Source organism: Dactylosporangium fulvum (genome assembly GCF_025137375.1).
Taxonomy (GTDB): Bacteria; Actinomycetota; Actinomycetes; order Mycobacteriales; family Micromonosporaceae; genus Dactylosporangium; species Dactylosporangium fulvum.
In genome coordinates, this window is sequence record NZ_CP073720.1 from 3,009,061 (window position 1) to 3,026,673 (window position 17,613).

The window sequence follows — 17,613 nt, forward strand, 5'->3', positions numbered from 1 at the left end:
CCGTCGCCGCGGCCGTGCGGATCTCCTGAGGCAGGCCACCGGTCAGGTGCCGTCGATCGGGATCGTGACCAGGAGTGCCGTGCCGTTGCCGGTCGGGCTCACGATGTCCATGCGGCCGCCGAGGGTCTCGACGCGGTCCTGGAGACCGATCAGTCCGGACCCTCGGCCGGTGCCGGCTCCGCCGACACCGTCGTCCTTGATCGAGAGCCGGAGGACCGCATCCTCCGCCTCGGCATCAACGTGGACCACGGTGGCCCGGGCGTGCTTGGCGGCGTTGGTGAGTGCTTCGGACACGACGTAGTACGCCGTCACCTCGACCCGCTCGGGCAACCGCCGGTCGATGTCCACGACGAGGTCGACCGGAACCGTGCTGCGGCGGGCGAGCGTCCGCAGCGCCGGGCCCAGTCCGCCCCTGGCCAGCATCGCCGGATGGATGCCCCGCGAGATCTCCCGGAGATCCTCGAGGACGCAGGTCAGGCCGGTGGCGACCGCTGCCAGTTCCTCCCGCACCGTGTCGAGCCCGGGCGGTATCGCGGCCTCGACCGTGCCCAGTTGGAGACCGAGCGACACGAGCTGTTGCTGCGCGCCGTCGTGCAGGTCGCGCTCGAGCCGCCGACGGGCCTCGTCGGTGGCGGCGACGATGCGGGCGCGGGAGGCGGTGAGCTGCGCACGGCTGTCGGCGTTGGCGACCGCGGTCGCGACCAACTCGGTGAAGTCGGCGAGTCGCGCTTCCACCTCAGCCGGTATCGATGTGGACCGCGTGCTCGAGACGACGGCAGCACCCCACAGGCGGCCCTCGACGACGACCGGCACGCCGAACCCCGAACGAATGCCCAACCCGCGCAGGATCGCGGCGGTCGGACCCTCGGCGTTGTCGTAGGTCGTCCGGGCCGGGCGACCGGTGCGCTTGATCATCCCGGAAAGGCAGTTCCCCTCCAGCCGGACGCACGTCCCGGCCGGCATCTCGGCCATGCCGGGCTCATGACGACCTGCGAGGAGGGTGCCCGTGCCGTCCGGCTCGTAGCGGACGAGGCCCGTGCTGTAAGGGCCGAGGAGCTGGCACAGTTCCGAGGTCACCGTGCTGAACACCGCCGGCGGTGAGGATCCGCGTGCGACCAGGATCGCCACCCGCCGCAGCGCGGCCTGCTCCTCCATCAGGAGCGTGGACGCCTCCATGAGCCTGGTGGCCTCTTCGCGGCTCGCCTTCAGCGAGTCGGTGATCTCCTCACGTTCCCGTGCCGCGCACAGCAGCGACACCAGCGACGGCACCACCCGGTGCCGCAAGCGCTCCAGGGTCCGTTCGGGGGCGTTCGCGGGGACCAGCAGGGTGCCCACCTGCGTCGCGCTGTCCCGCAGCGGGAACGCGACCCACCGCTCGTCCCCGGCAACCGCATCGAGCTCGACGGCCGCGGACCGCAGCTCGAACGCCTCCGCGAGCAGCTGTGACACCGGACCGAGCGTCGAACGCACGTCGTCGGCGCGCAACATGCGGTGCGCCATGTCGGCGGCGAGGTCTGCCTCCCGGCGCCGCTCGGACGCCTCGGCGGCGCGGGACCGGGCCAGGTTCGTGACGAAGCTGGTGAACAGCCCCGCTCCGATGAACATCGCTGCGGTCTGCAGGTCCTGGCGCGGGTTGAAGCTGAACGCCTCGAAGGGGGCGACGTGGAAGTAGTTGAAGGCGGCGGTGCTGGCCACCGACGTGACCACGCCCAGCCAGACGCCCCACACGCTGGAGACCACCAGGACGCCGCACAGGTAGACGACGCTTCTGGCACCCACTTCGGAGCCTGCCCTGAGCGGGAACAGCACGGCGGTCTCCGCCGCGATGAGCACCGCTGCGACGATCAGTCCGAGCGCGAGTGGCGGCCGCTTGTGTGACAGCAGCAACGCTGTGAGGCGAGCCGGCATCAGCGACCGCCCTCCACGCCTTGCGTCGGCACCGGCACCCGCGGGCTCTTCACGCGGAAGCGAACCGGCGCCGACCGTAAGGCGTCCTGACGCGACCTCACGTCATGGTACCCGGGCGAGCTGTGTGTGAGGTTGCGTCAGCCTTTCGACATCCTGCGGCGACCCCGCATCGTGCCGGTTGGCGCAGGTGCTGCGTGGCCCTCCGCACGAGACCCGATCGGGACCTGCCCCGCTCCCGCCGCGGCGTGCTCCACCAGGGCGGTCACCGCCGGATGCCACGGCCGGTCGAGCGGGCCACGCAGCACCAGCCGCCGGGCCAGGATCGGCCGCAGTGGCACCAGCACCAGGCGCGGGTCGAGCATCGCGGCGGCGAGGCCGGGCACGATCGACACACCGATCCCGGCCCGGACCATCGCGAACAGGGTGCCCAGTTCCCGCACCCGGTGCGTCGGTGCGAACGGGACGCCGCCGCGCCGGTGCGCCTCGCGGACGTGCCGCTCACAGCCGCCGCGTGACAGCAGGAACGCGTCGTCCTGCAGGTCGGCGACGCCGACGGCGGGCTCACCGGCGAGGGGGTGGTCGCGGCGCAGGACCGCGTGGAACGCGTCCTCCGCGAGGACGTGTCCCGGCCCGGGCGGCGGGTCCACGACGACGGCCAGGTCGACGGTGTGGTTGGCGAGCCAGTCGGCGACCTCGTCGTCCTCGCCCTCGAACAGCGTCACGTCGACACCCGGCAGGTCGTCCCGCCAGTGTGCGAGCAGCCCCGGCATGAGGCCCTGGCAGACCGTCGGAGGCGCGGCGAGCTTGATCGAGCCGGTCGGCCGGCCGTCACGCTGGGCGGCCAGCATCCCGATCGCCGCGGCAGCCCGCACGGCGGCGCGGGCGTGCCCGGCGATCTCCGCGCCGAAGGCGGTCGCGCGAACCCCGCCCTGCCGGGTCAGCACCGGGTGGCCGAGGGCCCGCTCGAGCGTGGCGATCGTGTGGGACACCGCCGACTGGCTGATCCCGAGCGTCGCCGCGGCGCCGCTGAAGCTGCCGTCGTCGAGGACCGCGACGAAGGCGCGGAGCTGTGCCAGGTTCATGAGCAACCCTCATGCCATCGATCACGCCACTTGTTGGACTCATGATGTGGTGCCGACCCATGATCCGTCCATGCGCAACGTCCGCTGGGTGCCCCTGTTTCTGCTGCTGTCCCTGATCTGGGGGGCCAGCTTCCTGTTCATCAAGGTTGCGGTCACCGCCGGCGTCGAGCCGGTGTGGCTCGCGTTCTGGCGCTGTGCGTTCGGCGCCGTGGCCCTGGCGGTGTGCTGCCTGGTCCTGCGGGCGCCCCTGTCCCGGGATCCGGTCGCATGGGGCCATGTCTTCGTCGTCGCCGCACTGCTCAACGCTGTGCCATTCGCCCTGTTCGCGTACGGGCAGGCGCAGGTCACCACCGTGCTCGCCGGCGTGTTCAACGCCACGACCCCGCTGACCACGTTCGTCTTCGCGCTGGCCCTGGTGCCCGCGGAACGGCCGACCGCTCGCCGCCTGGTCGGCCTGGTGACGGCGTTCGTCGGTGTGCTCGTCGTGCTCGGCGTCTGGGACGGGCTTGCCGGGGCACCGCTGCCCGGTGCGCTCGCCTGCCTCGGCGGCACCCTCTGCTACGGCGCCGGGTTCGCGTACACGCGCCGGTTCGTCTCCGGCCGGGCGGAGACGGCGGCGACGCTGTCGGTGATGCAGATCGGCACCGCGACGCTGCAACTGGCGCTGGTCGCCCCGCTCGTCGACGGCGCGCCCAGCTGGCCCGGCCCGCAGGCGGCCCTCGGGCTCCTCGTGCTGGGAGCGGCCGGCACCGGCGTCGCGTACATCATGAACCTGCGCATCATCCAGGCCGCCGGCCCGACCGTGGCGGCGTCGGTCACGTACGTCGTCCCGTTGTGGTCGACGCTGTTCGGCGCGGTGCTGCTCGGCGAGCCGGTCGGGCCCGCGACACTCGTGGGCGCGGTCCTGGTGATCGGCGGCGCGATGCTGACCGCCGCGAAGAGGGACACTCCGTCCACGGTTGACGACGACCAGGACCCGGTACCGTCGCCGGCGCCCGCTCCCGCGCAGCCGTGACGTTCACGACGACTGTCACGAGCGCGGACGCGCCTCGCCCTGAATCCAGTCGCTGCCGTCCCGGTGGATCTGACAGTCCCATCCCATGTCCCGCAGCCGGTCCCGCAACGCCTGCGGGTCCACGAAGTTCTTCACGATCCGGAACTTCCGGCCGTCCTGCAGCCGCCGTTCGACGATCTCGTCGGCATCCGGGACATAGGCTTCCTTCGCGCGGACGTTAACGGGCTCGTCGATGAACAAGACCCGTCCGTCCTCGGCCAGGAGACGCCGCAGCAGCTGCCAGAACTGGTCGAACCGGCTCATCGGCACATGAGAGAGCCAGGCCGAGAAGAAGATCACGTCGAACCGGTCGTCCGTCGTCCACGAAAACACGTCGGCAACCTCGAACGTTACGCTCCCCGACCGCACCCGATCACGAGCGATGGCCACCGCCTCGGGCGCCGCGTCGATCGCCACGACCGTGTCGGCCACACCCACGAGCGCCTCTGTCCACAGGCCGGTTCCGCAGGCGATCTCCAACACCCGTCCGCTCGGACGCATCCGCGCGACCAGCCGCGCGATGCGCTCCCGAGCCGCCGCAACATCCCCATACGCCGTCGCGTCGTACTCGCCCGCACGGCGCCGGTAGTAACCGACCTGGTCGGCCAGAATCTCGTCCGTCACATGCCTATCATCACGCGGTGGCGGCCACGACCACAGCCGGCCCGTCACCGCTCGACATCCGCCGCCGAGGCGTTATCGGGCGACAGCGTCGTTCGCCGGTTCCGCTTCGGTTGCGGGGGTGCCGGACGGGGTGCGCTGGGGACCTCGCGCGAGAACGTAGACGAACAGGATCGTCATGACGGCAACTCCTGCCCACATGGCCTGTTGCCAGCCGTCGACGAAGGACTCCTGGGCGGCTCGGATCAGTGCCTGCGCCTGAGGGCCGGCTCCGTCGACGGCGGCGAGGGCGTTGGCGACGCCTTCGCGGGCGGTGTCCGCGGCGTCGTCGGGAACGCCGGCGAGCCGGGAGTCGATGGCGCTGCGGTATCCGGCGGACAGGACCGCTCCGAGCAGTGCGACGCCGAGGGCGGTACCGAACTCCCTGGTCACGTCGTTGAGGGCGGACGCGACGCCTTGACGCGCACGCGGCAGCGCGGAGGTGATGGCCTCGGTGGAAGGGGTCTGCGTCAGGCCCATGCCGAGGCCCATGGCGAGCATGCCGGGCAGGATCGAGCGGTAACCACCGTCGACGGAGACGAAGGTGGCCATGAGGGCCAGGCCCACGCCACCGAGGAAGATTCCCGACGCCATCGCCGAGCGGCTGCCGATCCGCGCGGCCAGTCGCGGGGCGAGGCCGGAGGCGAGCATCATCATCAGCGCCATCGGCATGAGCGCCAGGGTGGAGCGCAGTCCGGACCAGCCGAGCACCGCCTGGAAGTACGGGAAGAGGACCACGAAGATTCCCGCCTGCACGCCGAAGACCGCCAGCAGTGCCACGGAGCCGCTGGCAAGTCCTCGCTCACGGAAGAGACGGACGTCGAGCAGCGGGGCAGGACGGCGCAGTTCCCAGGCCGCGAAGCCGGCGGCGCCGAGGACGCCGACGAGCAGGCTCAGCAGCGTCACGGGCGAGGTCCAGCCCTGGACCGGACCCTCGTGCAGGACGAAGATGAGCCCGACCACCGCGACCACGGACGCCAGTGAACCGATCGTGTCGAACCCATGCGCGGAATGCTCACGCGAGTTCGGGACCGATCGCAGCGTCATGACGACGGCCACGACGACGAGCGCGACCGGCAGGGCGAACAGCCACCGCCAGTTCGCCAGGTCGACCAGGATCGCGGACAGGTACATCCCCAGGATGCCGCCACCGCCGGCGACGCCGGTCCACACGCCGATCGCCCGGGAACGCTCCTCGTTCGGGAACGTCGAGGTGATGACGGCCAAGGTGGCCGGCATGATCATCGCGGCACCCACACCGGCGAGCAGACGCGCCGCGATCATGACCGCGGACGACCCGGCCAGGCCGGCCACCGCACTCGCCGCTCCGAAGACGATCAGGCCCGCGAGCAGCACCGGCCGGCGGCCCCACCGGTCGCCGAGCGCGCCGAGCGGCAGGAGCAGCGCGGCCAGGCTGACGGTGTAGGTGTTGATGATCCACAGCACGGTGCTCTGCGAGGCGTCAAAGGCGACGGCGATCTCCTGCTGGGCGACGTTGAGCCCGGAGACCGAGGCGATGACGGCCATGAGGGCGACGCAGACCGCGATCAGGATCGCGCGACGCCGGCGCGGGTCGTGGATCACGGGGTCCGCAGCGTGCGCTTGCGAAGGCCAATCGGAGGAATTCATTCTCTGAGACTCCCGGTTCTTGCGCTAATTGCATAGCGTCTTGCCAAATAGGCAAGACGACGCCGGCAGGCTGCCGAGTGGGACGTGGAACGGAACGAAGCGGCAGCCGGCGAGGATCAAGCGGTCAGCGGCGGGCCAGCCAGACCGTCCGTTTGGTGCGGACGCTGAGGTCGTCGCGGCCGGCCAGGCCCGCGACGATCTTCTCCAGGGCGGCGAGATCGGCGACGGGCAGCCGCCCCTCCAGCCCGTGGCGCATCCGACCAAGGGAGATCTCGGCGTACCGCGCGGCGGCCGCGGGCAGCGGCGGCCGCAGGTTGATGTCGAAGTGCCGCTCGGTCACCGACGTGAACCCGGCGTGGTTCATCCGGTCGCCCCAGTTCTCGTGCATGTGTAGGCCCGCCTCGTGCCGGCGCTTCGCCGACTCGGCGTGACCGCGCAGCTCCACGTCCTCGTCCGGGGTGCCGGCGAGGAATCGGGGGAACGATTCCAGCTCCGCGATCACCAGGAGCCCGTCCGGCCGCAGTGCGCCGAACGCCGAGGCGAGCGCTTTCGCGGGGTCGGCCATGTGGTGCATCGAGGAGGCGGCCCAGATCACGTCGGTCGGCCCGAGGTCGGGCCAGGGCTGGTCGAGGTCGGCCTCGACGGTGCGGATCCGGTCGCCCAGCCCGGCGGCGTCGGCCCGGCTGCGCAGGTGGGCCAGCATCTCCGGGGACACGTCAACCGCGGTGACCGCGGAGCCGGGCAGTTCCCGGGCGAGCGCAAGGGAGCCGGTGCCGCTGCCGGCCCCGAGGTCGACGACGCGGGGCCGGTCGGCGGCCTCGCGGCCGACCCAGCCGATCAGGTCGCGGAAGTATTCGTGCAGGACCTGTGCGTCCAGGTCGAGCATCTCGATCATGTGGTCGTGTGCCATGCGCCAACGGTAGGCATGCATTGCCCGTATGGCATAGTATCTTGCGTATGAAGCAAGACAAGGATCTGGAGGCCCTGGTCCGGCAGCGGATCCGCGGCCTGCGGGTGGCCCGCGGCTGGTCGCTGGACGAGCTGGCCGGCCGTTGCCTGATCAGCCCCTCCACGCTCAGCCGGATCGAGACCGGCCACCGGCGCATCGCCCTGGACCAGATGGTCACGATCGCCCGGGTGCTGGGCACCACGCTCGACCAGCTGGTCGAGTCCGACGCCGACGACGACGTGGTGATCCGCCCGCACTGCAACGAGGAACGCGGCACCACCACCTGGCTGCTGTCCCGCGACAGCAACCAGACCGTCACCAAGATGCGGGTCACCCGCGAGGTGCCGGAAGACCTGCGGGTGCATCCGGGGCGCGACTGGTTCACCGTGCTCTCCGGCACGATCGAGCTGCGCCTCGGCGAGCGCATGATCCTGGTCGGCGCGAACGAGGCGGCCGAGTTCTCCACCATGGTCCCGCATGCGTTCGGCGCGCACGGCGGACCGGCCGAGATCCTCTGCATCCTCGACCACGAGGGCGAACGCAGTCACCTGGGCCCGGAGCACTGAGTCGGTGCGCCGCCCGGCGTGGGCGCGGGTCCGGGCGAGCCGGTTACCGCAGACTATGGGGTGATCGGTGATGACCCGTGGTCCAGAGCGGCGAGGACCGCGTCCAGCCGGCCGTCAAGCGGCCCGCTCAGCTCCAGCACCGGTGTGTCTTCCCAGGCATTCAGCGGGTCGCCGTAGACCAGCTCCAGCAGCGCGTCATGCATTCGCGAACGAAGCCCGGGCATCTCCGCGGCCGGCAGAATCTGCTCCGTCTCGGGCGTGATCAGCGTGATGACCAGCAGATCGAGGCTCGCGAAGGCCGGGCGGAGCGTTGCGCCATCGGCCTCGTCGGAGGGGTCCGCACCAGTCGCGGCCATGTATGCGAGATAGTCCAGCGGCGTCCGGTCGAAGACGACCCCCGACAGTAACGGCGGCGAGCCCAGGCTCCGCACCGAGCATGCCAGCAGTGCCCGGTAATCCTCCAGCGACGGCGGGAACCGGAACTCGTATCCCTCCTCTTCGAGCAGGTAGTACGGTTCGTCCGCCGCCACGTGGCCCGGTAGGTGCGCACACAGCGCCTCGACCAGCGTCGTCTTCCCGGTTCCATGCGTCCCGGAGATCCCGACCCTCATCCGCCGCTCCCGCTCCTCTGGAGGATTCCGGGCGATCCTATGGCTTCCGGACGCGGTTGACCGGCCTGTGGCTCGACACCCGGCAGAACATCGGGTGATTGTGGGCGTCGGCGCCGGGCCGGCCCGACCCCGCACCACACCGGGACGGCGGTTCGGACGTCATCTTCACCAGTGGTAGCCCAGGTTCACGGCCAGTGCGGCCACCGCAGTGGAGAAGAACACCGCCCATCCCACGAGCTTGCGTGAACCCACTCGCAGGTGCGCGACGAGCGCGCCGAGGAAGTACAGCACGAGACCGGCGGCGGCGAGTGTCCCCAGCAACGGTACGGCGAACCCGGCGAGCAGCCCCAGGGAGCCGGCCGCCAGCAACATGCCCAGCACCGGCACCCACGACCGTGGCACGCGCTTCATGTCCGCCTGGGCCTTCGGATAGTCGTGGCCGATCAGGTAGGTGACGGCGGCGATGCCGTTGAAGACCGAGGCGACAACGGTGACCGTGACGTAAGCGGCGAACATGAGCCCTCCCTTGTGGTTCGTCGGCTTCAAGGACGAGCCGGCCCTGCGGGACGTGACGTGCTGTGCTGTGACCTGAAGCACAAACATCGGCCGGCAAGTGGACCGGCGTTCGCTGTTGCCGCGGCCGCGTTCCATCCTGTGCGGGCCGCCGCGTCGCAGTCACCGCGTTCGACGCTCCGGTCACGTTCACCGACCCGCTCGTCCCCGGCACCGAAAGGCTCACCGCATGACCGGCACCGACAACACGCCCGTCCCGGTCACCGGATGCACGGTCACCGTGTGCCGCGACTGTTGCTGCGGCAGCACGCGCAAGCACCCGGGCGTCGACCATGACGCGCAGATCGACCGGCTCCGGCGGGCGCTGCCCGCCCCGCACCGGATCCGGGTCAGCGACTGCCTCGACACCTGCGACCAGTCCAACGTCGTGGTCGTACACCCCACGCCTGAGGCGCGACAGGCGGGCGCCCGGCCGGTCTGGTTCGGCCTTGTGCTCGGCGATGCGGTCACCGACGACATCGCCGCCTGGGTCCGCGCCGGCGGTCCGGGCCGTGCCCCGATCGGCGACACCCTGGCCCTGTCGGTCATCGCGGCCTCCGCCGGCTCCGCCCGCTGACCTGTCACGAGCGGCGCGTGTACCGGTAGGAATCTGCCCATTTCCGGTCGCAGGTGCTCCGCAGGGTCACATCCGCGATTTCGCTTGTTGCAAACTCTTGGCAAAAGCGGCATGGTTGCAAAGTGGGTTCGGATCGTTCGGTGGCGCCGCTCCGCGTCGAGCTGCTGATCTTCAGCGCTCGCGACGCTGCGCTGCACGTCCGCACGGTGAGCCGGGACGTGCCGCCCGGTCGTCATCCGGATGATCTCGCCGCCGAGCTGGCGGCCTCACCCGCGAGCGCCCTGCCGGCCCTGGGTCCGGCCGGGCCTGGCGGCGCCCAGTGCGATGGTCCTCAACCTGGCTGGGCGCCGCCGCCTCTCTCGATTCTGCACTCGACGTCGTGGCGGCATGCCGAGGGGCAGGTGATCCTGACCTAAGCCGCTGTTCTCGACGCCGTCCCGGACCTGTGGTCGCGGCCGCTGCGGGAGCATCGGATCGCCCATTCGGGTGATCCGGCCGCGCCGAGCCCGCCGCAGATCTGCCCCGACACGATCGCTGTGCACGCCGCCCGGCATCTCGCGTGGCTGCGCACCCATGACGAGGTCGTCGCCGCGGCACTCGCCGGCCTGCCGGTGCTGTGGCATGCGCTGGAGCGCTACGTTCCCGCATCGGCCGGCGCGTTGTCGGTGCCGGCGAGGCGGCCGGTCGGCTAGTGGTGCCGCGCTGCGCAGTCGGCGCAGCGGCCGAACAGGGCCAGCCCGTCCGGGCCGAGGTCGAGATCGCTGCCGCGGCGGGCTTCGGCGACTGCGGCGGCGAGCGTGTCGGCGCGGATCTCGGTGTGGCTGCCGCAGTCCTCGCACACCGCGTGGATGTGCGGGTGTTCGTTGAGCCCGTAGAGCGCTTCGCCGGGCCATTGCAGGGCGTGGACGACGCCGAGCTCGACGAGGAACGCGATGGTGCGGTGGACGGTGGAGACGTTCACCTCGGGCCGGGACGCGGCGATGGTGCGGTGGATCTCACCGATGGACAGGTGCCCGGGCGTGGCGGCCAGCAGGTCGATCACCATGCCGCGGGCAAGCGTCCGGCGGGCGCCGGCTGCGGTGAGCCGTTGCCAGGCGTGGGTGGCGCGGTCGGCGGTGGTGGTCATCGCGTTCCACGGTACCCACGCCTGGCCTGCTGTTCACGGCGCGGACGGGCGTTCGGATGAGGTGGCGAGTGCGTGTTCGACGAGCAGGTTGAGTTCGCGGACGAGTTCGTCCATGGTCTGCCCGGTCTGCGCCCGCACGGCGGTCACGCCGGCGTCGGGCCTGCGGTCGCCGCGGCGAAACGGGACCGGACGTCGGCCCAGTTGACCAGGCCCCAGAGCCGGTCGACGTAGTCGGGGCGGACGTTCTTGTACTGCAGGTAGTACGCGTGCTCCCAGGCGTCGAAGACGAGCAGCGGGGTGGTGCCCTGCCCGACGTTGCCGTGGTGGTCGTAGACCTGCTCCACGAGCAGCCGGCGCCCGAGCGGCTCCCAGGCGAGCACGCCCCAGCCGGAGCCCTGCACCGACTTGGTGGCGGTGGACAGCTGGGCGGCGAACGCCTCGAACGAGCCGAAGTGCTCGTCGATCGCGGCGGCGAGCTCGCCGTCGGGCCGGTCGCCGCCGTCGGGGGAGAGGTTGTTCCAGAAAATCGAGTGCAGCACGTGCCCGGACAGGTTGAACGCCAGGGTCTTCTCCAGTCCGACCAGCGCGCCGAAGTCACCCTTCTCGCGCAGCTCGGCGAGCTGGTCGAGGGCGTCGTTGCTGCCCTTGACGTAGGCGGCGTGGTGCTTGCTGTGGTGCAGCTCCAGGATCTGCCCGGACATCGCCGGCTCGAGCGCGCCGTAGTCGTAGGGCATGTCGGGCAGCGTGTAGACAGCCATTCGCGGTCCTCTCGGTGTTCTGCCACTGGCTTGTTTCTGCCATTATCTTGCAATAGAAGCCTACGGCAGAGGGAGCGGAGGGTGATGAACACCGCTCACGACCGGGTGCCGGCGGCGATGGCCCGGAGGGCGCACTGTCCGCGGGTTACCGGAGCACAGCGGTGTTGGAGTCTCCGGGGCCGTGCAGGAGCGCGCCCCGCAACACCGCGGCCGGATCGGCGGCGAGGTCCAGGCGGCTCGGGGTGGCGCCGGCGTGGACCAGCAGATCGCCGACGGCGGCGATCATGGCACCGTTGTCGGTGCACAGCCTGGGACTGGGCACCCGCAGGGTGATCCCGGCGGCCGCACACCGCTTGGCGACCAGCGCACGCACCCGGCTGTTGGCGGCGACCCCGCCGACCAGCAGCAACGTGGTCACGCCGTGGTCGCCGCAGGCGGCGACGGCCTTGCGGGACAGGGTGTCGGCGACCGCCTCCTGAAACGATGCGGCGAGGTCGGCGACCGGCAATGGACCCGGGTGCCGCTCGACGTGGCGGGCCACCGCGGTCTTGAGGCCGGAGAACGAGAACCGGTAGGGCGGGTCCGTGGGGCCGGTCAGCGGGCGGGGGAACCGCACCGCCGAGGGGTCGCCGGTGCGGGCTGCCCGGTCGATCGCGGGCCCGCCCGGATAGGGCAGGCCGAGCAGTCGGGCGACCTTGTCGAACGCCTCGCCGGCGGCATCGTCGGCGGTGTCGCCGAGGTGCGCGATCGGATCCCGGGCGAGGTCGCCGAGCAGGAGCAGCGACGTGTGCCCGCCCGAGACGATCAGGGCGACACACCGCTGCGGCAGCGGCCCGTGCTCCAGGACGTCGACGGCGGCGTGCCCGGCCAGGTGGTGCACGCCGTAGAGCGGCACACCGAGCGCCAGGGCGTAGGCCTTGCCTGCGGCGAGCCCGATCTGCACCGCCGTGGCCAGGCCGGGGCCGGCGGTGACGGCGATCGCGTCCACGTCGCCGAGCGCGACGCCGGCGCGGTCCAGCGCGTGTTCGACCATCGGCCGGAGGGCGTGCAGGTGGGCCCGGGCGGCGATTTCGGGGACCACGCCCCCGAACCGGGCGTGCTCGTCCATGCTCGAGGCGAGGGCGTCGCCGAGCAGTTGCCCGTCGCGGACCAGCCCGACGCCGGTCTCGTCGCATGAGGTCTCGATGCCCAGGACCAGCGGCATCGCGCTCAGCCTCGCAGTCCGGCCTCGCGCAGCAGCCGCTCGCGCTGTTCGGCCGGCAGCCGGTCGACGTACACCACGCCGTCGAGGTGATCGGACTCGTGCTGCAGGCAGCGGGCGAAGTAGCCGGTGCCGGTCACGGTCACCGGGGCGCCGTGCAGGTCGACGCCGGTGACCGTGGCGAGCGCGGCGCGCGGCAACTCGGCGCGCGGGCCGGGCACGGACAGGCAGCCCTCGCTGTCGTCGGTGACCCCGGCCAGCGCCGTGCCCGCCCGCAGCACCGGGTTGACCACGTGTCCGACGTGCCGGGTGCCGTCGGTGTCCGGGCAGTCGTAGACGAACACCCGCAGGTCGACCCCGATCTGGTTGGCGGCCAGGCCCACCCCCTCGGCGGCGTACATCGAGGCGAACATGTCGTCGATCAACTCGGCCAGGGCCCGGTCGAAGGTGGTCACGTCAGCGCAGCGGTGGTGCAGCACCGGCTCCCCGTAGTGGGTGATCGGCCGGGCGGTACCTCTGGTCGTCGGCATAGCTGCATATCATATGTAGTTGCAATCTGATTGCATGTAGGGTGGACGGGTGCGGACCGCGGAGATCATCCGAATCTGCTGTTCGTCAACGCCGGCATGGTGCAGTTCGTGCCGTTCTTCCTCGGTCAGCGGACTCCGCCGTATCAGCGGGCTACCTCGGTGCAGAAGTGCAGATGGCCAGCAGCGCGAACACGGCTGGTGGGTCGGGCCTGGCCCGGTTCCGCCGTAGCCTCACCCGCCGCGACTGTCGGTCCCTCGGCGGAATGACCGCCTTCATCGTCCTGCTGCACGTCGTCGGGTTCGGCGTGCTGTACGGCCTGGTCGTGCCGAAACATTTCCAGCTCGGCGGCGACCACCCGGTCTTCACCGTCGGCGTCGGCCTGCTCGCCTACACCTTCGGCCTGCGTCATGCCTTCGACGCCGACCACATCGCCGCGGTCGACAACACCACCCGCAAGCTCATGGCCGACAACACCGCCACCGGTGAGGACCGTAAACCGCTCTCCGTCGGATTCTGGTTCTCCCTCGGCCACTCCACCATCGTGTTCCTGCTGGCCTTCCTGCTCTCCGCCGGTGTGAAGACCCTCGCCGGCCAGGTCGAGAACGACGACTCCGAACTGCACTCCGTCACCGGCGTCATCGGCGCCTCGGTCTCCGGTCTCTTCCTGTGGATCCTCGGCATCCTCAACCTTGTCGTCCTGCTCGGCATCATCCGCGCCTTCCGCCAGATGGGCACCGGGCAGAACGACGAACAGCAACTTGAGGACCAGCTCAACAGGCGCGGCATGATGTACCGCATCCTGGGCGGCCTCACCAAGTCCGTGCGCCGCCCATGGCACATCTACCCCATCGGCGTGCTCTTCGGTCTCGGCTTCGACACCGCCACCGAGGTCGGCCTGCTCGTCCTGGCCGGCGGCGCCGCCGCGGTCAACCTGCCCTTCTACTCCATCCTCGTCCTGCCGATCCTTTTCGCCGCCGGCATGTGCCTCATGGACACCATCGACGGCGTCTTCATGAATGCCGCCTACGGCTGGGCCTTCGCCAAACCCGTCCGTAAGGTCTTCTACAACATCACCATCACGTCGATCTCCGTCGCCGTCGCCCTGATCATCGGCACCATCGAACTCATCGGCGTCCTCGCCGACCAGGCCGGCATCACCACCGGACCCATCGCCGCCATCGCCGGCATCTCCCTCGACTACGCCGGCTACGCCATCGTCGCCCTCTTTGTCCTCGCCTGGGCCGTCGCCATCACGGTCTGGAAGGTCGGCCGCATCGAGGACCGCTGGACCGCAAAGCACGCCCGTGCCGAGACCGACGCGACCTGACCCACCATCAACTCACACCGCCCCTGGGCACGCCGCGCATTGTTCACGCCGGCGTTCCACGTAGATCACCGATCATCGCCTGTGCGTGTTCGCAAAGCTCGGCAGACTCAGCGCCGTTCGCTGTACCGGCACCGCCAGGAGCGTGTTCCTTGGCCTTACACAGGCATCGACGATGGCGTGGGCTGATCGCCGCCCGCGCGCTGGCCGTGTGCGTCACCTCCGGGCTCGCGACCTTGTCCGGCACGGCGGTGGCGGCCCCGGCGGCGGCGCATCCCTTCGGCGACCCGCAGACCGTGGCCATCGCCTTCGACGAGCAGCGGCCCGAGGTCGTCCATGTGCGTTGGCGGGTCGGCGGCCCGGACGACCTCACCTTGCTCGGCGTGTCCCTCGGCCTGCTGCCGCCCGACCGCGTCAAGCCCGACGGCAGCGTCGACTACCGATACACCGACCCAGCCGTGCTCGCCTCGTCCGAGCAGTTCGCCGCCTACCTTCTCCGGCAGATCACGGTCACCGACGGCGGACGGCCGTGCGCCGGCGAGCTCGAACCCCCACGCGCCCTCGACCTGAAGGGCGCGATCGCCGACTACGCCTGCCCCGGCCCGATCGCCGTGGCCACCGTTACGGTGCGCATGCTCACCGATCTCAATCCCGCCTACCGCACTCTCGCCACCGGACCCGGCGGCCGGCGCACGGTGTACGAAGCTGACAAGGACACCCACGACTGGACCTCGGTCGGCGCACCCGCAGGCGATGACGCGGGTCTGGGCCGCAGCGCGGCCGTACAGATCGCCACCGTCGTCGGCGCGGTGGCGATCGCCGTGGCCGCCGGTTTTCTGGTAGCCCGCCGACTGCACCGACGGCGGACGGCGGCATGAACGACCTCATCGCCGACGCCACGTCCGTCTCGGACCGGCTGCAGGGCCTCATCCACACACCCGGCGTATCACTGCTGGCCTTCCTGCTCGCCTTCCTGGCCGGCGCATGGCACGCGGTAACCCCCGGACACGGCAAAACCCTCGCCGCCGCGTACCTCGCCGGCTCCCGCGGACGCATTCGCGACGCCGCCTGGCTCGGCGGCTCCGTCGCCGCGATGCACACCGTCTCCGTGCTCGTGATCGGCGTCGCCTGGACGTTCCTGTCCCTGTCCGACGTCGTCCGGATGGAGCAACTCACCACGTGGCTCCAGATCGCCGCCGGCGTGATCGTCCTCGCCACCGGTCTGTGGCTGCTACGCCGACACCTGCGCGCCGCAGGCCATGACCACGGGCACAGCCACGACCACGGGCACAGCCACGACCACGGGCACAGCCACGACCACGGGCACAGCCACGACCACGGGCACAGCCACGACCATGACCATCACCATCAGCGCGCCAAACGTCCGGGTCTGTTCCTGCTCGGCATCTCCGGCGGGCTCACCCCGTCCCCGGCCGCCTTCCTCATCCTCGCCACCGGCCTGTTCCTCGGCCGCGCCGGCTTCGCCCTGCTGCTCGTCCTCACGTTCGGCATCGGCATGGCGGTCGTACTCTTCACCGTCGGCGTCCTCGCCGTCGCCGGAAGCTCCCTCATCACTCGCAGCGCCCGGTCACACACCGCACTCCGCCGGGCCGCCCGGGTAACCCCGGTCCTCGCCGCAGGCGGCATCACCCTCGTCGGCGTCTCCCTGGTCGCGGTCGCCGCGGTACACCTCGTCTCAGTGAGCTGAACACCAACGGCCGATCAGCCGCGCCCGGAAAGGCCGCGCGAGCCGCGGGCTGTGCCGGATGCTCGCCGGGTTTTGTCGTGCGGCCCCGTGACGCAACGCCGTCTTCGATCATGACGTGGCGCAGGCCATGGTGACGGCGCTGCCCGGGTTGGTTAGGGTGGCCTGGCCGTGGTGTTCGGGAAGCCGGTGTGAGACCGGCGCGGCCCTCGCCACTGTGATCGGGATGCTGGAGGCCACCACAAGGTCACTGGGCGTGTGCCTGGGAAGGCCGGCCGCCGGCGCACCACCCGTCAGCCAGGAGACCGGCCACGGCACCTGCACGACCCGTCCACGAGGTGCTGGAAGGCGGTCCCGCTGTGCGGTTCCCTGTGTCCTGGCGCGTCACCGCGCCGCTGTCCGTTCTGCTCGCCCTGCTCGGCGGCTGCGCCGCGACCGGTGACGACAAGCCGGCCACCACGGCGTCCGCCGCGGCCGGACCGGTCGCACTCACCAACTGCGGCACGCCGGTCACGATCACGAAGCCTCCGGCGCGGGCGGTGACGATGAACCAGTCCGCCACCGAGATCATGCTGGCCCTCGGCCTGCAGGACCGGATGGCCGGCACCGCCTACCTCGACGACCGGGTCCTGCCCGAGTACGCCGCCGCGTACGCGAAGGTGCCGGTACTGGCCGGGGAGTACCCATCGAAGGAGAAGCTGCTCGAGGTGGCGCCGGACTTCGTCTACGCCTCCTTCGCCACTGCGTTCGGCGACGAGGGGGTCGGCGACCGCGCCGGCTGGCAGAAGCTGGGCGTGGACACGTACGTCTCCGCCGCCGGCTGCTCGAAGAACACGCGGCCGGCGAAGCTGACCATGGACGACGTCTTCGCCGAGATCCGTGACATCGCCGCGATCTTCGGTGTGGGGGAGCGGGCCGAGACGCTGATCGCCGACCAGCGGGCGCGCATCGCGAAAGTGTCAGCGGGCGTGAAGGGCGAAAAGGTGTTGTGGTGGGACGCGGGCAACGACGCGCCCAGCGTCGGCGCCTGCTGCGGCGGTCCCGCCATGATCATGTCCGCGGCCGGGGTCACCAACACCTTCGCCGAACTGGCCGGCAGCTGGGCCGACACCAGCTGGGAAACCGTCGTCGAGCGCAATCCGGACGTCATCGTGCTCGTCGACGCGAGCTGGGACTCCGCGGCTGCCAAGCGGGCATTCCTCGAGCAGCACGCGGCGCTCAGAGACCTGCCCGCGGTCAAGGACAAGCGGTACGTCGTCCTGGACTTCTCGTCCACGTCCGCAGGCGTGCGCAACGTGCTCGCCGTCGAGGCCCTTGCCCGGGGTGTCGGCGGGGTGGGCAGCTGACCGCCGCTGCCACCCGGCCGGCGGAGGCCCCGGC

20 protein-coding genes, 1 pseudogene and 1 riboswitch are annotated in these 17,613 nt (G+C 71.0%); of the genes and pseudogenes, 10 read left to right on the forward strand and 11 right to left on the reverse strand.

Annotated elements, in window-relative coordinates; all coding sequences use genetic code 11:
* Window positions 1–42: 42 nt before the first annotated feature.
* The gene (locus Dfulv_RS13870; protein ID WP_259863337.1) at window positions 43–1,908 is read right to left on the reverse strand and encodes a sensor histidine kinase; all 1,866 of its coding nucleotides are present in this window, start codon (window positions 1,906–1,908) and stop codon (window positions 43–45) included.
* 137 nt (window positions 1,909–2,045) lie between these two features.
* Window positions 2,046–2,990 carry a LysR family transcriptional regulator gene (locus Dfulv_RS13875; RefSeq protein WP_259863338.1) on the reverse strand — a complete coding sequence of 315 codons (945 nt, stop codon included), beginning with the start codon at window positions 2,988–2,990 and terminating at the stop codon, window positions 2,046–2,048.
* Window positions 2,991–3,060: 70 nt separating this feature from the next.
* Here Dfulv_RS13875 and Dfulv_RS13880 point away from each other — a divergent pair, with 70 nt between their 5' ends.
* Window positions 3,061–4,005 carry a DMT family transporter gene (locus Dfulv_RS13880; RefSeq protein ID WP_259863339.1) on the forward strand — a complete coding sequence of 315 codons (945 nt, stop codon included), beginning with the start codon at window positions 3,061–3,063 and terminating at the stop codon, window positions 4,003–4,005.
* Between the two features lie 15 nt (window positions 4,006–4,020).
* Here Dfulv_RS13880 and Dfulv_RS13885 read toward each other — a convergent pair whose 3' ends face one another.
* The 3 genes from Dfulv_RS13885 to Dfulv_RS13895 form a co-directional block, all read right to left on the reverse strand.
* A complete protein-coding gene (locus Dfulv_RS13885; RefSeq protein WP_259863341.1) occupies window positions 4,021–4,668 on the reverse strand; it encodes a class I SAM-dependent methyltransferase in 648 nt (215 codons plus the stop codon).
* Between the two features lie 72 nt (window positions 4,669–4,740).
* Complete coding sequence (locus Dfulv_RS13890) at window positions 4,741–6,288, reverse strand: MFS transporter (protein ID WP_259863342.1); 1,548 nt, start codon at window positions 6,286–6,288, stop codon at window positions 4,741–4,743.
* Window positions 6,289–6,457: 169 nt separating this feature from the next.
* Window positions 6,458–7,243: a class I SAM-dependent methyltransferase gene (locus tag Dfulv_RS13895; protein WP_259863343.1), complete on the reverse strand. Its 786-nt coding sequence runs from the start codon at window positions 7,241–7,243 to the stop codon at window positions 6,458–6,460.
* A gap of 47 nt (window positions 7,244–7,290) precedes the next feature.
* Between Dfulv_RS13895 and Dfulv_RS13900 the strand changes: the two genes are divergently transcribed.
* Window positions 7,291–7,848 carry a helix-turn-helix transcriptional regulator gene (locus Dfulv_RS13900; RefSeq protein ID WP_259863344.1) on the forward strand — a complete coding sequence of 186 codons (558 nt, stop codon included), beginning with the start codon at window positions 7,291–7,293 and terminating at the stop codon, window positions 7,846–7,848.
* A gap of 53 nt (window positions 7,849–7,901) precedes the next feature.
* Here the strand turns inward: Dfulv_RS13900 and Dfulv_RS13905 are convergent, their stop codons facing one another.
* Window positions 7,902–8,459, reverse strand: a complete 558-nt coding sequence (locus Dfulv_RS13905) for an ATP-binding protein (RefSeq protein ID WP_259863345.1) — start codon at window positions 8,457–8,459, stop codon at window positions 7,902–7,904.
* A 165-nt stretch (window positions 8,460–8,624) separates the two neighbouring features.
* Window positions 8,625–8,975 carry a DoxX family protein gene (locus Dfulv_RS13910; protein WP_259863346.1) on the reverse strand — a complete coding sequence of 117 codons (351 nt, stop codon included), beginning with the start codon at window positions 8,973–8,975 and terminating at the stop codon, window positions 8,625–8,627.
* A 226-nt stretch (window positions 8,976–9,201) separates the two neighbouring features.
* On the opposite strand from Dfulv_RS13910, the gene Dfulv_RS13915 reads away from it, so the two are divergent.
* From Dfulv_RS13915 to Dfulv_RS13925, 3 genes are all read left to right on the forward strand, one after another.
* A complete protein-coding gene (locus Dfulv_RS13915) occupies window positions 9,202–9,588 on the forward strand; it encodes a hypothetical protein (RefSeq protein ID WP_259863347.1) in 387 nt (128 codons plus the stop codon).
* Between the two features lie 122 nt (window positions 9,589–9,710).
* Window positions 9,711–10,004, forward strand: coding sequence for a hypothetical protein (locus tag Dfulv_RS13920; RefSeq protein WP_259863348.1), 294 nt, complete (start codon window positions 9,711–9,713; stop codon window positions 10,002–10,004).
* Between the two features lie 120 nt (window positions 10,005–10,124).
* A complete protein-coding gene (locus Dfulv_RS13925) occupies window positions 10,125–10,280 on the forward strand; it encodes a hypothetical protein (RefSeq protein ID WP_259863349.1) in 156 nt (51 codons plus the stop codon).
* On the opposite strand, the gene Dfulv_RS13930 is transcribed toward Dfulv_RS13925, so the two are convergent.
* From Dfulv_RS13930 to def, 4 genes are all read right to left on the reverse strand, one after another.
* Entirely contained in the window at window positions 10,277–10,714 is a 438-nt protein-coding gene (locus Dfulv_RS13930; RefSeq protein ID WP_259863350.1) for a Fur family transcriptional regulator, read from the reverse strand. The genes Dfulv_RS13925 and Dfulv_RS13930 overlap by 4 nt on opposite strands.
* 143 nt (window positions 10,715–10,857) lie before the next feature.
* Window positions 10,858–11,472 carry a superoxide dismutase gene (locus Dfulv_RS13935; RefSeq protein ID WP_259863351.1) on the reverse strand — a complete coding sequence of 205 codons (615 nt, stop codon included), beginning with the start codon at window positions 11,470–11,472 and terminating at the stop codon, window positions 10,858–10,860.
* A 145-nt stretch (window positions 11,473–11,617) separates the two neighbouring features.
* Window positions 11,618–12,685: a tRNA (adenosine(37)-N6)-threonylcarbamoyltransferase complex transferase subunit TsaD gene (gene tsaD, locus Dfulv_RS13940; RefSeq protein ID WP_259867670.1), complete on the reverse strand. Its 1,068-nt coding sequence runs from the start codon at window positions 12,683–12,685 to the stop codon at window positions 11,618–11,620.
* Complete coding sequence (def, locus tag Dfulv_RS13945; RefSeq protein ID WP_259863352.1) at window positions 12,682–13,203, reverse strand: peptide deformylase; 522 nt, start codon at window positions 13,201–13,203, stop codon at window positions 12,682–12,684. Before def ends, tsaD begins: the two co-directional genes overlap by 4 nt.
* A 69-nt stretch (window positions 13,204–13,272) precedes the next feature.
* On the opposite strand from def, the pseudogene Dfulv_RS48805 reads away from it, so the two are divergent.
* From Dfulv_RS48805 to Dfulv_RS13965, 5 genes and pseudogenes are all read left to right on the forward strand, one after another.
* A pseudogene (locus tag Dfulv_RS48805) lies at window positions 13,273–13,374 on the forward strand (alanine--tRNA ligase-related protein); the annotation flags it as partial.
* 92 nt (window positions 13,375–13,466) lie between these two features.
* On the forward strand, window positions 13,467–14,531 hold the full coding sequence (gene nicT, locus Dfulv_RS13950) for a Nickel transporter NicT (protein WP_259863353.1): 1,065 nt from the start codon (window positions 13,467–13,469) through the stop codon (window positions 14,529–14,531).
* A 149-nt stretch (window positions 14,532–14,680) separates the two neighbouring features.
* Window positions 14,681–15,406, forward strand: a complete 726-nt coding sequence (locus tag Dfulv_RS13955; RefSeq protein WP_259863354.1) for a hypothetical protein — start codon at window positions 14,681–14,683, stop codon at window positions 15,404–15,406.
* The gene (locus tag Dfulv_RS13960; RefSeq protein WP_259863355.1) at window positions 15,403–16,236 is read left to right on the forward strand and encodes a HoxN/HupN/NixA family nickel/cobalt transporter; all 834 of its coding nucleotides are present in this window, start codon (window positions 15,403–15,405) and stop codon (window positions 16,234–16,236) included. The genes Dfulv_RS13955 and Dfulv_RS13960 overlap by 4 nt, the downstream gene beginning before the upstream one ends.
* Window positions 16,237–16,388: 152 nt before the next feature.
* A riboswitch (cobalamin riboswitch) is annotated at window positions 16,389–16,561 on the forward strand.
* A 31-nt stretch (window positions 16,562–16,592) separates the two neighbouring features.
* Window positions 16,593–17,579, forward strand: a complete 987-nt coding sequence (locus Dfulv_RS13965) for an ABC transporter substrate-binding protein (RefSeq protein WP_259863356.1) — start codon at window positions 16,593–16,595, stop codon at window positions 17,577–17,579.
* Window positions 17,580–17,613 lie beyond the last annotated feature (34 nt).

Bases quoted from the DNA above. Each gene is read 5' to 3' on its own strand.
- Dfulv_RS13875 (WP_259863338.1), bottom strand. From the start codon at position 2,990: ATGAACCTGGCACAGCTCCGCGCCTTCGTCGCGGTCCTCGACGACGGC.
- Dfulv_RS13870 (WP_259863337.1), bottom strand. From the start codon at position 1,908: ATGCCGGCTCGCCTCACAGCGTTGCTGCTGTCACACAAGCGGCCGCCA.
- Dfulv_RS13960 (WP_259863355.1), top strand. From the start codon at position 15,403: ATGAACGACCTCATCGCCGACGCCACGTCCGTCTCGGACCGGCTGCAG.
- def (WP_259863352.1), bottom strand. From the start codon at position 13,203: ATGCCGACGACCAGAGGTACCGCCCGGCCGATCACCCACTACGGGGAG.
- Dfulv_RS13905 (WP_259863345.1), bottom strand. From the start codon at position 8,459: ATGAGGGTCGGGATCTCCGGGACGCATGGAACCGGGAAGACGACGCTG.
- nicT (WP_259863353.1), top strand. From the start codon at position 13,467: ATGACCGCCTTCATCGTCCTGCTGCACGTCGTCGGGTTCGGCGTGCTG.
- Dfulv_RS13900 (WP_259863344.1), top strand. From the start codon at position 7,291: ATGAAGCAAGACAAGGATCTGGAGGCCCTGGTCCGGCAGCGGATCCGC.
- Dfulv_RS13895 (WP_259863343.1), bottom strand. From the start codon at position 7,243: ATGGCACACGACCACATGATCGAGATGCTCGACCTGGACGCACAGGTC.
- Dfulv_RS13880 (WP_259863339.1), top strand. From the start codon at position 3,061: ATGCGCAACGTCCGCTGGGTGCCCCTGTTTCTGCTGCTGTCCCTGATC.
- Dfulv_RS13935 (WP_259863351.1), bottom strand. From the start codon at position 11,472: ATGGCTGTCTACACGCTGCCCGACATGCCCTACGACTACGGCGCGCTC.
- Dfulv_RS13910 (WP_259863346.1), bottom strand. From the start codon at position 8,975: ATGTTCGCCGCTTACGTCACGGTCACCGTTGTCGCCTCGGTCTTCAAC.
- Dfulv_RS13915 (WP_259863347.1), top strand. From the start codon at position 9,202: ATGACCGGCACCGACAACACGCCCGTCCCGGTCACCGGATGCACGGTC.
- Dfulv_RS13930 (WP_259863350.1), bottom strand. From the start codon at position 10,714: ATGACCACCACCGCCGACCGCGCCACCCACGCCTGGCAACGGCTCACC.